Raw genomic sequence first — 13,500 nt, 5'->3', positions numbered from 1 at the left:
CGAGAGGTAGACCCCTGAACACGGACGAACTCATCGCCGCGCCGGAGACCTCACCCGAGTGCCGTACCGGATCGACCGCTCACTCGTACCGGTACGTCAGCGAGTCCGCCTCCGCCTGTTCGATGTCGGCGATCGTCAGCTCCGGCATCCGCAGCTGGGCCAGCGTCACCTCGGCCGAGGTCGGCTGGGCGTCCGCCGGGAGCCACTGCTCCGGCTTCCAGGCCCCGCCGCGCAGAAGCGACTTGGGACAGTGCGGGTAGACCTCCTCGATCCCCACCACCAGCGCACTGGCCGGCGGCTTGCCCACGGCGGTCAGCTGCGACAGCAGCTCCGGGCGGGTGGAGACACAGGCCCGGCCGTTCACCCTGAGGGTCGTGGTGCGCCCCGGGACGACGAACAGCAGCCCGGCCCGTCCGGTGGCGACGACGTTCTGCAGGGTGTCCAGACGCTTGTTGCCTGTCGCGTCCGGTATCGCCACCGTCCGCGCGTCCAGGACGGCGACGAACCCGGCGGGGCCGCCCCGCGGGGAGACATCACAGTTGCCCTCGGCGTCCGCGCTGGCGACCAGGACCAGCGAGGAGCACGCGATCAACCGCCGTGTCTGCTCGGTGAGTTCACTCATCTGCTTGCGCACGGCGGCGTCGCCGGGAAGATCGTAGACCTGCCGCAGCGCCTCCTGGTCGGACACGGCGTCGAGGCGCAGCAGGTCGAAGGCACTGGCGGAAAGGGGTGAGGTCATGTCCCCGACACTAACGGCCGGCCTGCGATCAACCGCGTCGAAGCGTCGGCCATGGTGACCGTCGGTGGCTCACGGGCGGCGGGAGAGGGCGACACCGGTCAGGCAGAGCACGCCGCCGACGAGCCCGTACGCCGTCGGGATCTCGGCGAGCAGCAGCCATGACAACAGCACCGACACGGCCGGAACGGCATAGGTCACCGTGGAGAGCCGGCCGGCGTCCATCCGGCGCAGCGCGTAGGCCCACGCGGTGAAACCGATCGCCGTGGGGAACACGCCCAGGTAGACGGCACCGAGCACCGCTCCGGTGGACGCCGTGTGCAGCTCGCCGACCAGCTGCGGCGCCCAGGGCAGCAGCACCACGGTGGCGACGACACAGCCGAGCCGGATCGCGGTGAGCCCGTCGACGTGGCGCAACGTCACCTTCTGGATCATGACGCCCGCGGCATAGAGCACGGCGGCCAGCAGGCACAGCAGAACGCCCGCCCAGTCGCGCTGTGCGGTGGCCCCGGCCGCGATGACCGCGGTTCCGCCCAGCGCGACAAGCGAGCCGACGATGAGGGATCGCGAGAAGCCTTCACCGAGAAGCTTCCCGGCGGCGACGGAGACCAGCAGCGGCGCGAGGTTCACCAGCAGTGCCGCGGTCCCGGCGTCGACGTGCCGTTCCGCCGCGTTGAGGGCGACGGTGTAGCCGGCGAGCCACAGCACGGCGTACGCCGCGATCAGCAGGAACGCCTCGCGGGACAGCCGGACGCGGACCGTCCCCCTGGCCATCGCGATCACGGTGAGCGTGACGGCGGCGACGCCCAGCCGGAGCAGCGCCAGCGGTGCGGGGGACAGCGCGTGCCCGACGCCGCGGATGGCGACGAAGGCCGAGGCCCACAACACCACCGCGAGCCCGGCGGCAGCCGCGATCCTGCCGGTGTGCGTTCTGCCGGCGCCGACGGGCCGGGCGGTCTCCATCAAATCGGTCACCCAGGCATCGTCATCCCTACCATCCGTACAGCACAAGCGATCAGTTCTGTACCTTCGTTAAGTTCAGCTGTACATTGATGTGCATGCTGGATATCCCACGGCTTCGTGTCCTGCGGGCGGTCGTCGCGACGGGTTCGATCCGCGCGAGCGCCTCCGCACTCGGCTACACACCGTCCGCGGTGAGCCAGCAACTCGCCACACTGCAACGGGAGACCGGGCTCCAGCTGTTCGAACGATCCGGTCGCGGCATCGAGCCCACCGCGGCCGGCCGGACCCTCGCCGCCGAGGCCGACACGTTGTTCGAGGCGTTCAGCCGGGTCGAGCGGGTGGTCGGCGATCTGCGCGCCGGCCGGGTCGGCAGCCTTTCGATCGGCTACTTCGCCTCGGCCGGCGCGGCGTGGATGGCACCGACCGTCGCCGCGCTGCGTGCCGAGTTCCCGGACCTCCGGCTGGACCTGGTGCTGCCCGAGTTCACGCGGGGCGACCCGGACATCGACGTCTTCGTCGAGGAGACGGGTGTCGGGCGTCCCGGGTCCGTCGATGTGCACAGGCTCGCCGCGGACCCCTACCTCGCGGTCGTCCGCGTCGACGACCCGCTCGCCGAGGTGCCGGAGGTGCCGTTGGCGGCCCTCGCCGAGCGACCCTGGGTGGACAACGAACCCCGCGAAGGGGCGTGCCGCCAGGTGCTCCTCAACGCCTGCGCGCAAGCCGGATTCTCCCCGGGCTTCGTGGTGGAAACACACGACTACCGGACCGCGATGTCCTTCGTGGCCACGGGAATCGGGCTGACCGTGGTGCCGGCGCTCGGGATCGGCGAGCTGCCCGAAGACCTGACGACCGTCGCCCTGGTGTCCCCCACCCCAGTCCGGTATCTCAGCCTCGCGGTGAAGAAATCGATCGCGCGACACCCCGCTGCCCGGCGCACGGTCGAACTGCTGGAAGGCCTGGTGCGCGCCGCCGGACACCCGGATGAACCTCAGTATGCGATTACGTAGTTCTACTGGCGCCTCCGGAAGGCAGTATTGCGAGGCTCGCCCCATGAGCTTCCCGGCCGAGCCGTGGTGTCACGCCGGGGAGTCGACAGAGCCCGGCCGAACAGGGGAGAGTCCTCCGTTGGTTTCCAAGATCCGTGTCCTTCTGGGCATGCTCGTGCTCCTGGCGCTGGCCATCGGCGCCATCGCCCTGCTCGCGGCCGTGAAAGCCGGCGCCACCTGGTTCACGATCGTTCCTCTCGGCATCCTCACCGGCGGCGCGACCGTCCTCCAGTCGCTCGGATGGTTCAACAAGAGGACCGGTAACTGACCTGCCGTCCATTCGGCCCTCAGGTCAGACGACGAGCCCGCCGTCCAGGGCGTCGGAGGAGAGCCGTACCGCTCCCGCCGTCGTGACCAGCACCTGTTCCTCCAGTTTGACGCCCTCCCGTCCTCCGACTTCGCCGATGAAGCTTTCGACGCAGACGACCATGCCTTCCTCGAACACCCCGTCGTAGCCCGACCGCCGGTGGTCGGCCGCGTAGGTGACCACCGGGCTCTCGTCCGCCAGCCCCGCACCGTGCACCGTCATCATGTAGCGGTGCGGCACGAACGCGTCCGGTACCGGCCAGCACTTCGCGCCGAACTCGGCGAACGACATGCCCGGTCGGATGAGTTCGACGTTGGTGAGGACCTGCTCCTGTGCCAGCTCGTAGAGCCGACGCTGCTCGCCCGAGGGCGCCTTGCCGGGGCACACGAACGCGCGCGAGAGGTCGGCCATGTAACCGGCGGGTCCGATCATGTCGGTGTCGAACGCGACCAGGTCTCCGGGCTCGATGATCCGGTTGCTGCTCTCCTGGAACCACGGGTTCGTCCGGGGCCCGGACGCGAGGAGGCGGCACTCGATCCATTCGCCGTCGTGGGCGATGTTCGTCTCGTGGAGGATCGCCCAGAGCTGGTTCTCGGTCATGCCCGGTTCCAGCGCCTCGCGCATACGGCGGATCGCGACGTCGGCCACGTCGACCGCGAGCCGCACGCACCGGATCTCCTCCTCGGTCTTGATCATGCGGGCGAGCTCCAGCGGCTCCTGTGCGTCGAAGAGGGAGATACCGGCCCGCACCAGGAGTTCCGCGTTCCAGGGTTCGCAGCGGTCGACGGCCAGCCGCTGGTCCTTCCCGCCGTACGCCCGCATCAGATCGATGATGTCCCGCGCCCACTGCTCGGACTTCTCCGGGCGGCGAGGGCCCGTGAGGAAATAGAAGGGGGATGTGCTGGGTCGTACCTCGTCAAGGGTCTCGAAGCCGTCGGCCAGGTGCAGGGACGTCCCGAACTCGAACAGCACCACCGGGCCGTCGACGGGGACGAAGACGTAGCGTCCGGGAGCGTGCATCGTCCAGATCTGCATGTTCCTGGTGCCCGTCGCGTAACGGATGTTCAAGGGGTCGCTGAGCAGAGCCGCGCCGTAGTCGGCCTGGGCCAACTGCTCCCGGAGCCGCGCGAGGCGATCGGCGTTCATGCGCCCGGTGTCGATCAGTTCCAGCCGGCGGGGTATGTCGATCTCCAGCTGCCCCGGCCGCCCGGTCGGCTCCTCGGGCGGTCGGCTCGCTGCGCTCGCGCGGATACGGCTCACGGGTTCTCGTCCTTTCGTTCCGAGCGGGCTCCACCCCCGTGCTGCGCCCACGTACTACTTCAGGAAGCCCTTCTCCTTCAGGAAGTCCGTGGCGACATCGGCGGGTTCCTCGCCCTTCGCGCTCACCCGGGTGTTCAGCTCCTGCATCACCTCCGTGGTCAGCAGCTCGGCGAGCGGCTTGAGCACCTCCAGGATCTGCGGGTGCTCCTTGTCCGTCTCCTTCATCACCTGGGGGACGGCGTTGTAGATCGGGAAGAAGGACTTGTCGTCGTCGAGCGCGTGCAGGCCGAGTGCGCCGATGCGGCCGTCCGTGGTGAACACCTCGCCGAAGTCACAGCCGCCCTGGGCGGTTTGGGTGTAGACCACGCCGATACCGAGCGAGGTCGTCTTGCCGCCGGTGATTCCGTAGGCCTTCTTGTAGCCCGGGTAGCCGTCGACGCGGCTGAGGAACTCCGACTCCAGACAGACCTTCGACGAAGGGTTCTTGTTGAGGTACGCGGCCATGTCGGAGTCGGTCTTCAGGTTGTTCTTCCGGGCGAAGTCGTCGGCGACCGCGAAGGCGAAGGTGTTGTTGAAGGGGGCTCGCTGCCCCCAGACCACGCCGTTCTTCTCCAGGTCCATCTTCTTGACCGCTTCGTACTGCTTCTCCGCGTCGAAGATCGGCTTCTGCTTCAGGAAGTCGACCCAGGCCGTTCCGGTGTACTCCCAGTAGACGTCGCTCTCGCCGCGCACGAGCTTCGCGCGCGTCTGGCTGGCACCCTTGCTGTTGGTCGCATCGACGACCTTCGCTCCTGCGGCGCACATCATCTTCACGGTGAGCTGCCCCAGAAGGAGCTGCTCGTCGAACTCCTTGGAACCCACCTTCACCGTGACCCCTTTGAGTGCGGCGGGAGCGACCGATCCGGCCTTCACTCCCGAGCAGGGCCCCTTTCCGGTGTCCGCTCCGCCCGCGCTCAGACCGCTGCCGCAGGCGGTCAGGGCGAGCACGGCCGTCGTCGTCCCGACGGCGACGGCGGTCAATCTCTGCGAAGACAGCATGACTTCCTCTTCTCGTTCTCCCTGAACGGGCAGGGCTTGCTGAGGTGTATCGGGGGGAGAGAGACGTCGCGGACCGATCACGCCGACGAGGTCAGCGGATGCCGCGAGGAGTGAGGCAGCGCTGGATGATTCCGGCGGCCCAGTCCATGAGCAGGGCGAGCACGGCGATCATCACGGAGGCCACCAGGACGGCGAACGGGCGGTCGCTGCGCACCGCGCCGAACAGGGTGGCGCCCAGACCGCCCGCGCCGAGGAAGCTCCCCAGGGGCACGGTGGCCACGGCCAGCACGATCGCGGTGCGGGTGCCGGCGCCGATGATGGGCACGGCCAGGGGCAACTCGACGCCGAGCAGGATTCTGGCCGGGGACATGCCCATCCCCCTGGCCGCGTCCAGCACGCTGGGGTCGATGCCTTGCAGGCCGACGATGGTGTTGCGCAGTACGGAAAGGGTGGTGTAGGCGGTCAGGATGATGACGACCGCCCAGAAGCCGATGAACAGGTAGCTCCCGAACAGGGCGAGCAGCCCGAGACTGGGCGCCGACTGGCCGAGATTGCCCAGGGCCAGCACGAAGGGTGCCATCCACCGGGTGCGGCGACGGGTCACCAGGACGCCGAGCGGGACGGCGATCAGCAGGACCAGTGCGGCGATGACCACACTGATGTAGATGTGCTCGATGACGGCGTGCCGCAGTGTCGACCAGCGGAGCATGTTCGCCTCGACGACGTCGACGCTGCGGCCCCGGACCACCAGGTAGAGCAGGGTGAGAGCGAAGGCGCACAGCACCGGCACGAGAAAGGTGCTCCGGCTGAACACCGGCTTTCCGTGTGCGTCGCGGGTCCGGGTCCCGTTCGCGAGGGCCGCCGACGCGGCCGTCGGCGTCATGGAGCACCGACCTGATCGCGCTGCCCGGCCGCGACGACCCGGCTGAGGATGTCGTCGATGCCGATCGTTCCGACCGGCTGACCGGCGTGCGCGACCCGGACCGAGCGCAGCCCCTTGCCGACCATCAGGTCCAGGGCGGCGTGCAGCGTGGAGGACACCTCCACGGTCTCCGACGGGGCCGGCCCCTCGGCGCTCTTGACGAACGGCAGGGAGTCGACACGCTCGAAGTGCAACCGCTTCAGGGCGGCTCCCTCCCCGATGAAGCCCTCCACGAACTCGTCGGCGGGCTGGGCGAGAATCCGCTCGGGGGTGTCGTACTGGACGATGCACGATCCCTCACGGAGTACGGCGATACGGTCGCCGAGCTTGAGTGCCTCGTCGAAGTCATGGGTGACGAAGATGATCGTCTTGCGCAGGATCTTCTGAAGCGAGAGGAACTCGTCCTGCAGCCGGGCGCGGGTGATCGGGTCGACGGCGCCGAACGGCTCGTCCATCAGCATGATCGGGGGGTCGGCGGCCAGGGCGCGGGCGACCCCGACCCGTTGCTGCTGACCACCGGACAGCTGACGCGGGTAGCGGCCGCGGTACCGGTCGGGATCCAGGCCGACCAGGGTGAGCATCTCGTCGACACGCCGGTCGATGTCCTTCTTGCCCCACTTCAGCATCCTCGGGACCAGGCCCACGTTGTGCGCGATGGTCAGGTGAGGAATCAGCCCGGCCTGCTGGATCACATAGCCGATGCGGCGGCGGAGCGTGACGTCGTCGAGTGCGGCGGCGTCCTCCCCGCCGATCGTGATCCGCCCCGAGGTGGGCGTGATGAGCCGGTTGATCATCCGCATCGTGGTCGTCTTGCCGCAACCGGAGGGTCCGACGAAGACGACGATCTCGCCGGCGGGGATCTCCATGGTGATGGCGTCCACGGCGGGTCTGGGTGTCCCCGGATACGACTTGGTCAGGTTTTCCAGGACGATCGGGAGGCCGGCGGATTCCGCGACGGTGTCGGTGGCTTTTCGGGTTCGCTCAAACATGGAGTCCCCTGGGCATGGTGAGGCGACGGATGACAACGAAGACGGCGTCGAAGGCCAGCGCGATGAGAGCGACGAAGAGCACGCACACCAGGGCCTCGTTCCCGGTATTCGCCGAACCGAGGTTGTCGAGCGAGGCGTAACCGTAATAACCGAGCCCCATGTCGACGACGAAGGCCGCGATGGTGACGATGCCGACGGTCAGCTGCGCGGAGATCCGCAGGCCGGCGAGGATGACCGGCCAGGCCATCGGCAATTCGATCTGCCACAGCCTGCGGAAACGGTTCACTCCCATTCCGCGGGCGGCGTCGAGCACGTCCTCGTCGACGTTCTGGAGTCCGACCACGCTGTTGCGCAGGATCGGCAGGACCGCGTACAGCACCAGCGGGGGAAACACCGCCAGCAGACTTCCGCCCACCAGCGAGAACAGGATGCCGAACAAGGCGACGGAAGGGAGGGTGAAACCGACCGCGGCGATCGCCACGCAGAAATTCGCCACCGCGCGTATGCGATGAACGAGAATCGCCAACCCGATTCCGATCACCGCGGCGCACACCATGGTGTAAAGCGACAGGAGAGCGTGTTGCTCCACCCGGACCATGATGTCGTCGCGATTACCGGAGAGGTACTCGCCGAATGTGAGTCCGAAGCCAGTCATCATGTGGGATCACCCGCCGGTGGAGAAGTAGTCGACACGACAAAGCCTTGAGACCATGACCGCTGTCTTTCACTCAGCGCGTCGTCAGCGAGAACGCGCTCCAGCTGTGTGCGCACAACCTAGGCCGCAGACAGGTGACGTGGTAGCTGTCGCCTCCATCAGGAGCCAGTGGAAATACCTTGGGCACCGGGGGGACCGGGTCAGAACCGGGTCAGGCCGTCGTCGTCCGGACCAGTTCGCGCAGTCGGGCGGCAGCCATCTCGATCACGGCCTGCACCGGGCGGGAGATCACCGCATTGTGCCGGCACACGATGGCGAAGTGGTCGTAGAGCCGCGGCTCCAACGAGAAGCAGTAGAGCGGTGCGGACAGCTTGTCCTGATGCCGTCGCACGACGCTGCGGGCGGTGATCGCGTCGGCGAGCCCCAGCGCGGCCACCTCCAGCGCGGTTTCCACGTTCTCGACCTCGATGGCGGCACGCAGCGTGCCGCCCACCGACTGCACGGCGCTCCTGAGCTGCTGGCGGGTGAAGTCGGCGTCACCCCAGGTGACCTCGGACAGCACCAGGGTGGCGGCGGCGAGGTCGGTGGGGGTCACGAACTGCTGGACACGATCCGGATCAGCGGTGACGTACACGACCTCGTCCCGCGTCACCGGTTTGACGTGCAGCACGCTGTCGTCGACGGGAAGAGCGACGAGGGCCGCCTCGAGTTGCCCGCGGCGGACCAGTTCGATGGTGTCCATGGAGTTCTGGCCGATGAGAGCGAGCCGCGCCGAGGGGAACCGCGCGCGCATGTCGGCGACGAGCTGGGTCTCCAGGTAGAGGTGCGCGGCGCCGAAGAGGCCGAACCGGATGGTTCCGGTGACCGCCTGGTCCGCGCTCGCGACCGCCCTGCTCCCCTGTTCGACCGCGTCGAGCGCCTGCCGGGCGTGCCCTTCCAGGGCCAGGGCGGCTTCCGTGGGGACGACCCCGCGCCCGACGCGCTGGAACAAGGTGGCGGACACGCCACGCTCGAGCAAGCGGATCTGCTGGGCCAGGGAGGGCTGGGCCAGGCCGAGGGCCTCGGCCGCCTTGGTGAACGAGCCGTGTTCGACGGTCGCCACGAAACAGCGCAGTTGGTGCAGCGTAACCAAGGCATCTCCTTTGGCTCCGAAAGGAGACGAAGGCTACCTCGTTGTCTGCGAGCGCCCTAGGTTGCTGCGCACACCCAGTGGGAGCGCGCCGTCACCGGCGATGCGCTGAGCGAAGGGCAGCAATCATGGTTTCTGTGGGCTTCGTCGGTCTCGGCAGTATGGGTGGACCGATGTGTCGCCGTCTCGCGCAAGCAGGCTACGACGTCCATGCGTTCGACATCGACCCCGGGAAGCTCGCCTCGGCGGTCGAGGCCGGCGCTGTCGCCGCCGCATCCGCGAGCGCGTGCGCGTCCGCGGCGGACATCTTCCTGACGTCGCTGCCGCGCCCCGATCATGTGGAGGCCGTCATGGTCGACGGGGGCGCGCTCGCGGCGCTGCGGCCGGGCTCCCTCTGGGTCGACCTCACCACGAACGACATCGGCCTCGTCACCGGCCTGGCGGAGCGCGCACCCGACGGTGTCGGCGTCGTCGACTCGCCGGTGACCGGCGCCGTCGACGGCGCCCGCAACGGCCGGCTCACGCTGTTCGCCGGGGGCGATGCGGCCGATGTCGAACGGGTCCGACCGGTCCTGGAGAACCTCGGCACGGTGATCGCCTGCGGCCCGCTCGGGACCGGCAACGTCGTCAAGCTCGTCACCAACCAGCTCTGGTTCATCTCCGCCGCGGCCATCGGCGAGGGGTTCGCGGTCGGTGTCCGCAACGGCGTGGAACTGGGGACGCTCTGGTCGGCGATCCGGCAGTCCGTCGGCGACTCCTTCGTCGCCTCCCACGACGCCCCCTCCATCTTCGCCGGGCACTACGATCCGTCCTTCACCCTGGACCTGTGCCTCAAGGACCTTCGCCTCATCGAAGGGCTCCAGGAGGGCCTCGGCGCCGACCTTCCGCTCACCGACGCCGCCCGCGGCGCGTTCAAGCTCGCCGCCGACCGCTACGGCCCCCAGGCGGCCGAACTCCATGTCGCGAAGCGCATCGAAGAGGACGCGGACGTCTCCTTCCGCCTCGCCGGGGACTGGGTCGCCCCGTGGGACGTCGACGACAACACCGCCTCGGCTCCGGTCCGGACATGAGTACGGCGTCATGAACGACGTCGGTACCGGCATTCGGTGCGTCGACCGGGCCCTGAGCATCCTCGAGGTGCTGGCCAGGGACAGTGAGGCGGGCGTCACCGAGCTCGCCGACGAACTCGGCGTCAACAAGAGCACGGCGTGGCGGATGCTCGCGACGCTCAGACGGCACCGGATCGTGGAGCAGTCGGGCGATCGCGGGAAGTACCGCCTCGGGGTGGGCCTGCTGCGACTGGCCGAAGCGACCGCCCCGGGCCCGGACCTGCTCCAGGAGGCGCAGCCGGTCTGCCGACGACTCGCCGCGGACACGGGCGGAACCGTGCGCGTCTCCGTGCGGTCGGAGACCTCGGCGTTCTGCCTGGACCAGGTGGCGGGCCCCTCGGTACCGCCACCGCGCGATCAGGTGGGGCGGCACTTCCCGCTGCACGCGACCAGCGGCGGCAAGGTGCTGCTGGCCGGACTGGAGGACGGCGAGCTGGCCGAGATGCTCGGCGTCCTCTCGGGCGGCGCCCCGCTCACGACCGCCGAGAAGGCGGAGCTGCGCGCGGAGCTCGGACACGTCCGCGCGCTCGGCTACGCGGTGACCGCGGACGAGGGCGAGGCGGACCTGACCGCGGTGGCCGCGCCGGTGCGCGACGCGCGGGGCGACGTGATCGCCGCGCTGAGCGTCTCGGCACCGGCCTTCCCCCTGGCCGAGGGGCGCGTCGAGAGCGTCGCGCCCTTGGTCCTGACCGCCGCGGCCGAGGTGTCCCACCGGCTCGGGGTCAGGGTTTCGCACACCACAAGTCCACCGCACCACAGTTGCGCGTCGCCGGGCGCGTCGCGCGGGGAGTGAGTCACCGATGCCAGAGCTCTACCTCGACGGCGCGTGGAAGAGCGCGCGATCGGGATCGCGCCGTGAGATCCGGTGTCCGGCCGACGGCGCGCTCGTCGGCGAGGTCGACGAGGCCGGTCCCGAGGACACCGAGGCCGCCATCGCGGCCGCCACCAGGGCGTTTCACAGCGGTCCGTGGCCGACGACGTCCAGCCGTGAGCGCGGCGACCTCCTGCTGAGGGTGGCCGGCCTGCTCGCACGCGACCGCGGCGAGATCGCGCGCAGGGAGTCGCTCGACACCGGCAAGCGGCTGGTGGAGTCGGAGTACGACGTCGACGACGTGGTCTCGGTGTTCCGCCACTTCGGCCGCGTCGCCGCCGAGGACGCCGGCCGGGTGGTCGACACCGGCAACCCCGGCGTGGTCAGCCGGATCGTGCGGGAGCCGATCGGGGTCTGCGGCCTGATCACGCCGTGGAACTACCCGCTGCTCCAGGTCTCCTGGAAGGTCGCGCCCTGCCTGGCGGCCGGCAACACGTTCGTGCTCAAGCCGAGCGAGCTCACCCCGCACAGCGCGATCCACCTGATGAAGGTGCTGGAGGAGGCGGGCTTGCCCGCCGGGGTGGGCAACCTGGTCCTGGGCACCGGCCCCGAGGCCGGAGCCGCGCTGTCGACCGACCCGCGGGTCGACCTCGTCTCGTTCACCGGCGGCCTCGACACCGGGCGCCGCATCATGGCGGCGGCGTCCGCCTCTGTGAAGAGGGTCGCCCTCGAACTCGGCGGCAAGAACCCCAACATCGTCTTCGCCGACGCCGACCGCGAGGTCGCGCTCGACTTCGCCCTCACCGCGGTCTTCCTGCACTCCGGGCAGGTCTGTTCGGCCGGCGCCCGGCTCCTGGTCGAGGAATCGATCCACGACGAGTTCGTGGACGCGCTCGTGGACCGCGCGCGGCGGATCCGGCTCGGCGGTCCGTTCGACGAGCACGCGGAGACGGGGCCACTCACCAGCGCCCGGCACCGCGACAAGGTCGAGGCGTACGTCGCCGCGGGCATCGCCGAGGGTGCCGTACTGCGCTGCGGCGGCCGACGCCCCGACGACCCCCGGCTCGCCCAGGGCTTCTACTACCTCCCGACCGTGCTCGACCGGTGCACCAGCGCCATGTCGGTGACCCAGGACGAGTCCTTCGGCCCGGTCCTGACGGTCGAGACGTTCCGCGGCGAGGACGAGGCGGTCACGCTCGCCAACGACAGCGTCTACGGACTGGCCGGGGCCGTGTGGTCCCAGGACGCCGGCAAGGCGGAGCGGGTCGCGGGCCGGCTGCGGATGGGCACGGTGTGGATCAACGACTACCACCCGTACGTCCCCCAGGCCGAGTGGGGCGGCTACAAGCAGTCCGGCATCGGTCGCGAGCTGGGCCAGGCCGGACTCGACGAGTACCGCGAGACCAAACACATCTGGCACAACACCCGCCCCACGCCCCAGCGATGGTTCACGGGCCCGGACGCCCCCTGCCGGACCTGACGAAAGGTCATGCGGGTGGCAGTGGGGCGGGTGGGACTCGAACCCACGGCCGACGGATTATGAGTCCGCTGCTCTAACCGGCTGAGCTACCGCCCCATAGCGGCGTGTCGCGTACATGTGTACGCGCCGTGTGCCGCAGCATAGCCGCTCATACGATCTCACGCTTCGGCTGGTCGACCTTGCCCGACCAGGGAGACCCCGCTGCGGCCTGCGCGGTTCCCACCGGAGTGGCACCGGCGCGTACCGGCGGGAACCCACATGAAAAAGGACCCCACCGGGGTCCTCGTTCACGATGCTCCCCCGACTGGACTCGAACCAGTAACCTGCCGGTTAACAGCCGGCTGCTCTGCCAATTGAGCTACGGAGGACCGAGCTCCCCCGACTGGACTCGAACCAGTAACCTGCCGGTTAACAGCCGGCTGCTCTGCCAATTGAGCTACGGAGGAATGCCTCGTTGCATCGAACGTACCCACCTGGGTATTCGCCAGGGGGCGGACGCTCGCTGCGACACATACATTAGCGCAAGCAGGGGGGTGCTCCGCCAATCGGTTCCCCCGGCACCGACGCCGCACCCAGGGACCTACGCAAGGAGAGGGTGGCCGCCATGCGCTACAAGCTGACGTTCGTCGTCGGGATCGCCGTCGGTTACGTGCTGGGCACGCGTGCCGGACGGGAGCGCTACGAGCAGCTGAAGAAGTCCGCGCGGCAGGTCGCGCAGAACCCCGCCGTCCGCAACACCGCCGAGACGGCCGCCCAGCAGGGCCGCCAGTACGCGGGCAAGGCGTACCACGCGGTCAGCACCAAGGTCGGCGACCGGATGCCGGAGTCCGTCGCGGGCCGGGTGCGCTCCCTGCGCGACCGCAGCTCCCACAACGGCGCCGAGGACGACTGGGGCACCAGCAACACGTAACGGCACCATTGCGGTACCGATCACACCGACTCCTTCAAGGGGCGCGGGGAACTGCGCGACCAGCCACGACGCGACCGCACCCGCGACACCCCCGCACCCCCTACGGTCTACGCGGCTCAACCTCGGCGGCGCGTGCGGCAGAATT

At 69.4% G+C, this 13,500-nt stretch carries 14 protein-coding genes and 3 tRNA genes; 6 read left to right on the top strand and 11 right to left on the bottom strand.

The window, feature by feature from the left end:
• Positions 1 to 79: 79 nt before the first annotated feature.
• Both ABZ490_RS01150 and ABZ490_RS01145 read right to left on the bottom strand, forming a co-directional pair.
• The gene (locus ABZ490_RS01150) at positions 80 to 739 is read right to left on the bottom strand and encodes an MSMEG_1061 family FMN-dependent PPOX-type flavoprotein (protein WP_358982588.1); all 660 of its coding nucleotides are present in this window, start codon (positions 737 to 739) and stop codon (positions 80 to 82) included.
• A 69-nt stretch (positions 740 to 808) separates the two neighbouring features.
• Positions 809 to 1,711: a DMT family transporter gene (locus tag ABZ490_RS01145; protein ID WP_358982586.1), complete on the bottom strand. Its 903-nt coding sequence runs from the start codon at positions 1,709 to 1,711 to the stop codon at positions 809 to 811.
• A gap of 83 nt (positions 1,712 to 1,794) precedes the next feature.
• Here ABZ490_RS01145 and ABZ490_RS01140 point away from each other — a divergent pair, with 83 nt between their 5' ends.
• Together ABZ490_RS01140 and ABZ490_RS01135 are read left to right on the top strand one after the other, a co-directional pair.
• Positions 1,795 to 2,706 (top strand): LysR family transcriptional regulator, encoded by a 912-nt coding sequence (locus tag ABZ490_RS01140; RefSeq protein WP_358982584.1) that lies wholly within the window; start codon positions 1,795 to 1,797, stop codon positions 2,704 to 2,706.
• 148 nt (positions 2,707 to 2,854) lie between these two features.
• A complete protein-coding gene (locus ABZ490_RS01135; protein WP_358982582.1) occupies positions 2,855 to 3,013 on the top strand; it encodes a hypothetical protein in 159 nt (52 codons plus the stop codon).
• 24 nt (positions 3,014 to 3,037) lie between these two features.
• Here ABZ490_RS01135 and ABZ490_RS01130 read toward each other — a convergent pair whose 3' ends face one another.
• The 6 genes from ABZ490_RS01130 to ABZ490_RS01105 all read right to left on the bottom strand — a co-directional run bounded on the left by ABZ490_RS01130 (position 3,038) and on the right by ABZ490_RS01105 (position 9,048).
• On the bottom strand, positions 3,038 to 4,312 hold the full coding sequence (locus ABZ490_RS01130; RefSeq protein ID WP_358982580.1) for a Xaa-Pro peptidase family protein: 1,275 nt from the start codon (positions 4,310 to 4,312) through the stop codon (positions 3,038 to 3,040).
• A gap of 54 nt (positions 4,313 to 4,366) precedes the next feature.
• Positions 4,367 to 5,350 carry a glycine betaine ABC transporter substrate-binding protein gene (locus ABZ490_RS01125; RefSeq protein ID WP_358982578.1) on the bottom strand — a complete coding sequence of 328 codons (984 nt, stop codon included), beginning with the start codon at positions 5,348 to 5,350 and terminating at the stop codon, positions 4,367 to 4,369.
• 91 nt (positions 5,351 to 5,441) lie between these two features.
• Positions 5,442 to 6,233: an ABC transporter permease gene (locus tag ABZ490_RS01120; protein WP_358982576.1), complete on the bottom strand. Its 792-nt coding sequence runs from the start codon at positions 6,231 to 6,233 to the stop codon at positions 5,442 to 5,444.
• Positions 6,230 to 7,261, bottom strand: coding sequence for an ABC transporter ATP-binding protein (locus ABZ490_RS01115; protein WP_358982574.1), 1,032 nt, complete (start codon positions 7,259 to 7,261; stop codon positions 6,230 to 6,232). The genes ABZ490_RS01120 and ABZ490_RS01115 overlap by 4 nt, the downstream gene beginning before the upstream one ends.
• Positions 7,254 to 7,919, bottom strand: a complete 666-nt coding sequence (locus ABZ490_RS01110) for an ABC transporter permease (RefSeq protein WP_358982571.1) — start codon at positions 7,917 to 7,919, stop codon at positions 7,254 to 7,256. The genes ABZ490_RS01115 and ABZ490_RS01110 overlap by 8 nt, the downstream gene beginning before the upstream one ends.
• 208 nt (positions 7,920 to 8,127) lie before the next feature.
• On the bottom strand, positions 8,128 to 9,048 hold the full coding sequence (locus tag ABZ490_RS01105) for a LysR family transcriptional regulator (protein ID WP_358982569.1): 921 nt from the start codon (positions 9,046 to 9,048) through the stop codon (positions 8,128 to 8,130).
• Between the two features lie 125 nt (positions 9,049 to 9,173).
• Here ABZ490_RS01105 and ABZ490_RS01100 point away from each other — a divergent pair, with 125 nt between their 5' ends.
• The 3 genes from ABZ490_RS01100 to ABZ490_RS01090 are packed head-to-tail and all read left to right on the top strand — an operon-like array spanning position 9,174 to position 12,445.
• Positions 9,174 to 10,115: an NAD(P)-dependent oxidoreductase gene (locus tag ABZ490_RS01100; protein ID WP_358982567.1), complete on the top strand. Its 942-nt coding sequence runs from the start codon at positions 9,174 to 9,176 to the stop codon at positions 10,113 to 10,115.
• A gap of 10 nt (positions 10,116 to 10,125) precedes the next feature.
• Positions 10,126 to 10,947: an IclR family transcriptional regulator gene (locus tag ABZ490_RS01095; RefSeq protein WP_358982565.1), complete on the top strand. Its 822-nt coding sequence runs from the start codon at positions 10,126 to 10,128 to the stop codon at positions 10,945 to 10,947.
• Between the two features lie 7 nt (positions 10,948 to 10,954).
• A complete protein-coding gene (locus tag ABZ490_RS01090) occupies positions 10,955 to 12,445 on the top strand; it encodes an aldehyde dehydrogenase family protein (RefSeq protein WP_358982563.1) in 1,491 nt (496 codons plus the stop codon).
• Between the two features lie 22 nt (positions 12,446 to 12,467).
• On the opposite strand, the gene ABZ490_RS01085 is transcribed toward ABZ490_RS01090, so the two are convergent.
• From ABZ490_RS01085 to ABZ490_RS01075, 3 genes are all read right to left on the bottom strand, one after another.
• Positions 12,468 to 12,541, bottom strand: a tRNA-Ile gene (locus ABZ490_RS01085).
• Positions 12,542 to 12,740: 199 nt separating this feature from the next.
• Positions 12,741 to 12,813, bottom strand: a tRNA-Asn gene (locus tag ABZ490_RS01080).
• A 5-nt stretch (positions 12,814 to 12,818) separates the two neighbouring features.
• Positions 12,819 to 12,891 (bottom strand) — tRNA-Asn (locus ABZ490_RS01075).
• A gap of 158 nt (positions 12,892 to 13,049) precedes the next feature.
• Here ABZ490_RS01075 and ABZ490_RS01070 point away from each other — a divergent pair.
• Complete coding sequence (locus tag ABZ490_RS01070; RefSeq protein WP_358982561.1) at positions 13,050 to 13,355, top strand: YtxH domain-containing protein; 306 nt, start codon at positions 13,050 to 13,052, stop codon at positions 13,353 to 13,355.
• The last annotated feature ends 145 nt before the right edge of the window (positions 13,356 to 13,500 follow it).

It is taken from the genome of Streptomyces sp. NPDC005811 (assembly GCF_040630405.1).
Classification (GTDB): Bacteria; Actinomycetota; Actinomycetes; order Streptomycetales; family Streptomycetaceae; genus Streptomyces.
The sequence above is the reverse complement of the archived record's forward strand: the minus strand, read 5'-3'. Positions and strand labels throughout refer to the sequence as shown.

Coding starts and splice junctions, on each gene's coding strand:
- ABZ490_RS01150 (WP_358982588.1), bottom strand. CDS start 739: ATGACCTCACCCCTTTCCGCCAGTGCCTTCGACCTGCTGCGCCTCGAC.
- ABZ490_RS01140 (WP_358982584.1), top strand. CDS start 1,795: ATGCTGGATATCCCACGGCTTCGTGTCCTGCGGGCGGTCGTCGCGACG.
- ABZ490_RS01135 (WP_358982582.1), top strand. CDS start 2,855: ATGCTCGTGCTCCTGGCGCTGGCCATCGGCGCCATCGCCCTGCTCGCG.
- ABZ490_RS01125 (WP_358982578.1), bottom strand. CDS start 5,350: ATGCTGTCTTCGCAGAGATTGACCGCCGTCGCCGTCGGGACGACGACG.
- ABZ490_RS01120 (WP_358982576.1), bottom strand. CDS start 6,233: ATGACGCCGACGGCCGCGTCGGCGGCCCTCGCGAACGGGACCCGGACC.
- ABZ490_RS01115 (WP_358982574.1), bottom strand. CDS start 7,261: ATGTTTGAGCGAACCCGAAAAGCCACCGACACCGTCGCGGAATCCGCC.
- ABZ490_RS01110 (WP_358982571.1), bottom strand. CDS start 7,919: ATGATGACTGGCTTCGGACTCACATTCGGCGAGTACCTCTCCGGTAAT.
- ABZ490_RS01100 (WP_358982567.1), top strand. CDS start 9,174: ATGGTTTCTGTGGGCTTCGTCGGTCTCGGCAGTATGGGTGGACCGATG.
- ABZ490_RS01095 (WP_358982565.1), top strand. CDS start 10,126: ATGAACGACGTCGGTACCGGCATTCGGTGCGTCGACCGGGCCCTGAGC.
- ABZ490_RS01090 (WP_358982563.1), top strand. CDS start 10,955: ATGCCAGAGCTCTACCTCGACGGCGCGTGGAAGAGCGCGCGATCGGGA.
- ABZ490_RS01070 (WP_358982561.1), top strand. CDS start 13,050: ATGCGCTACAAGCTGACGTTCGTCGTCGGGATCGCCGTCGGTTACGTG.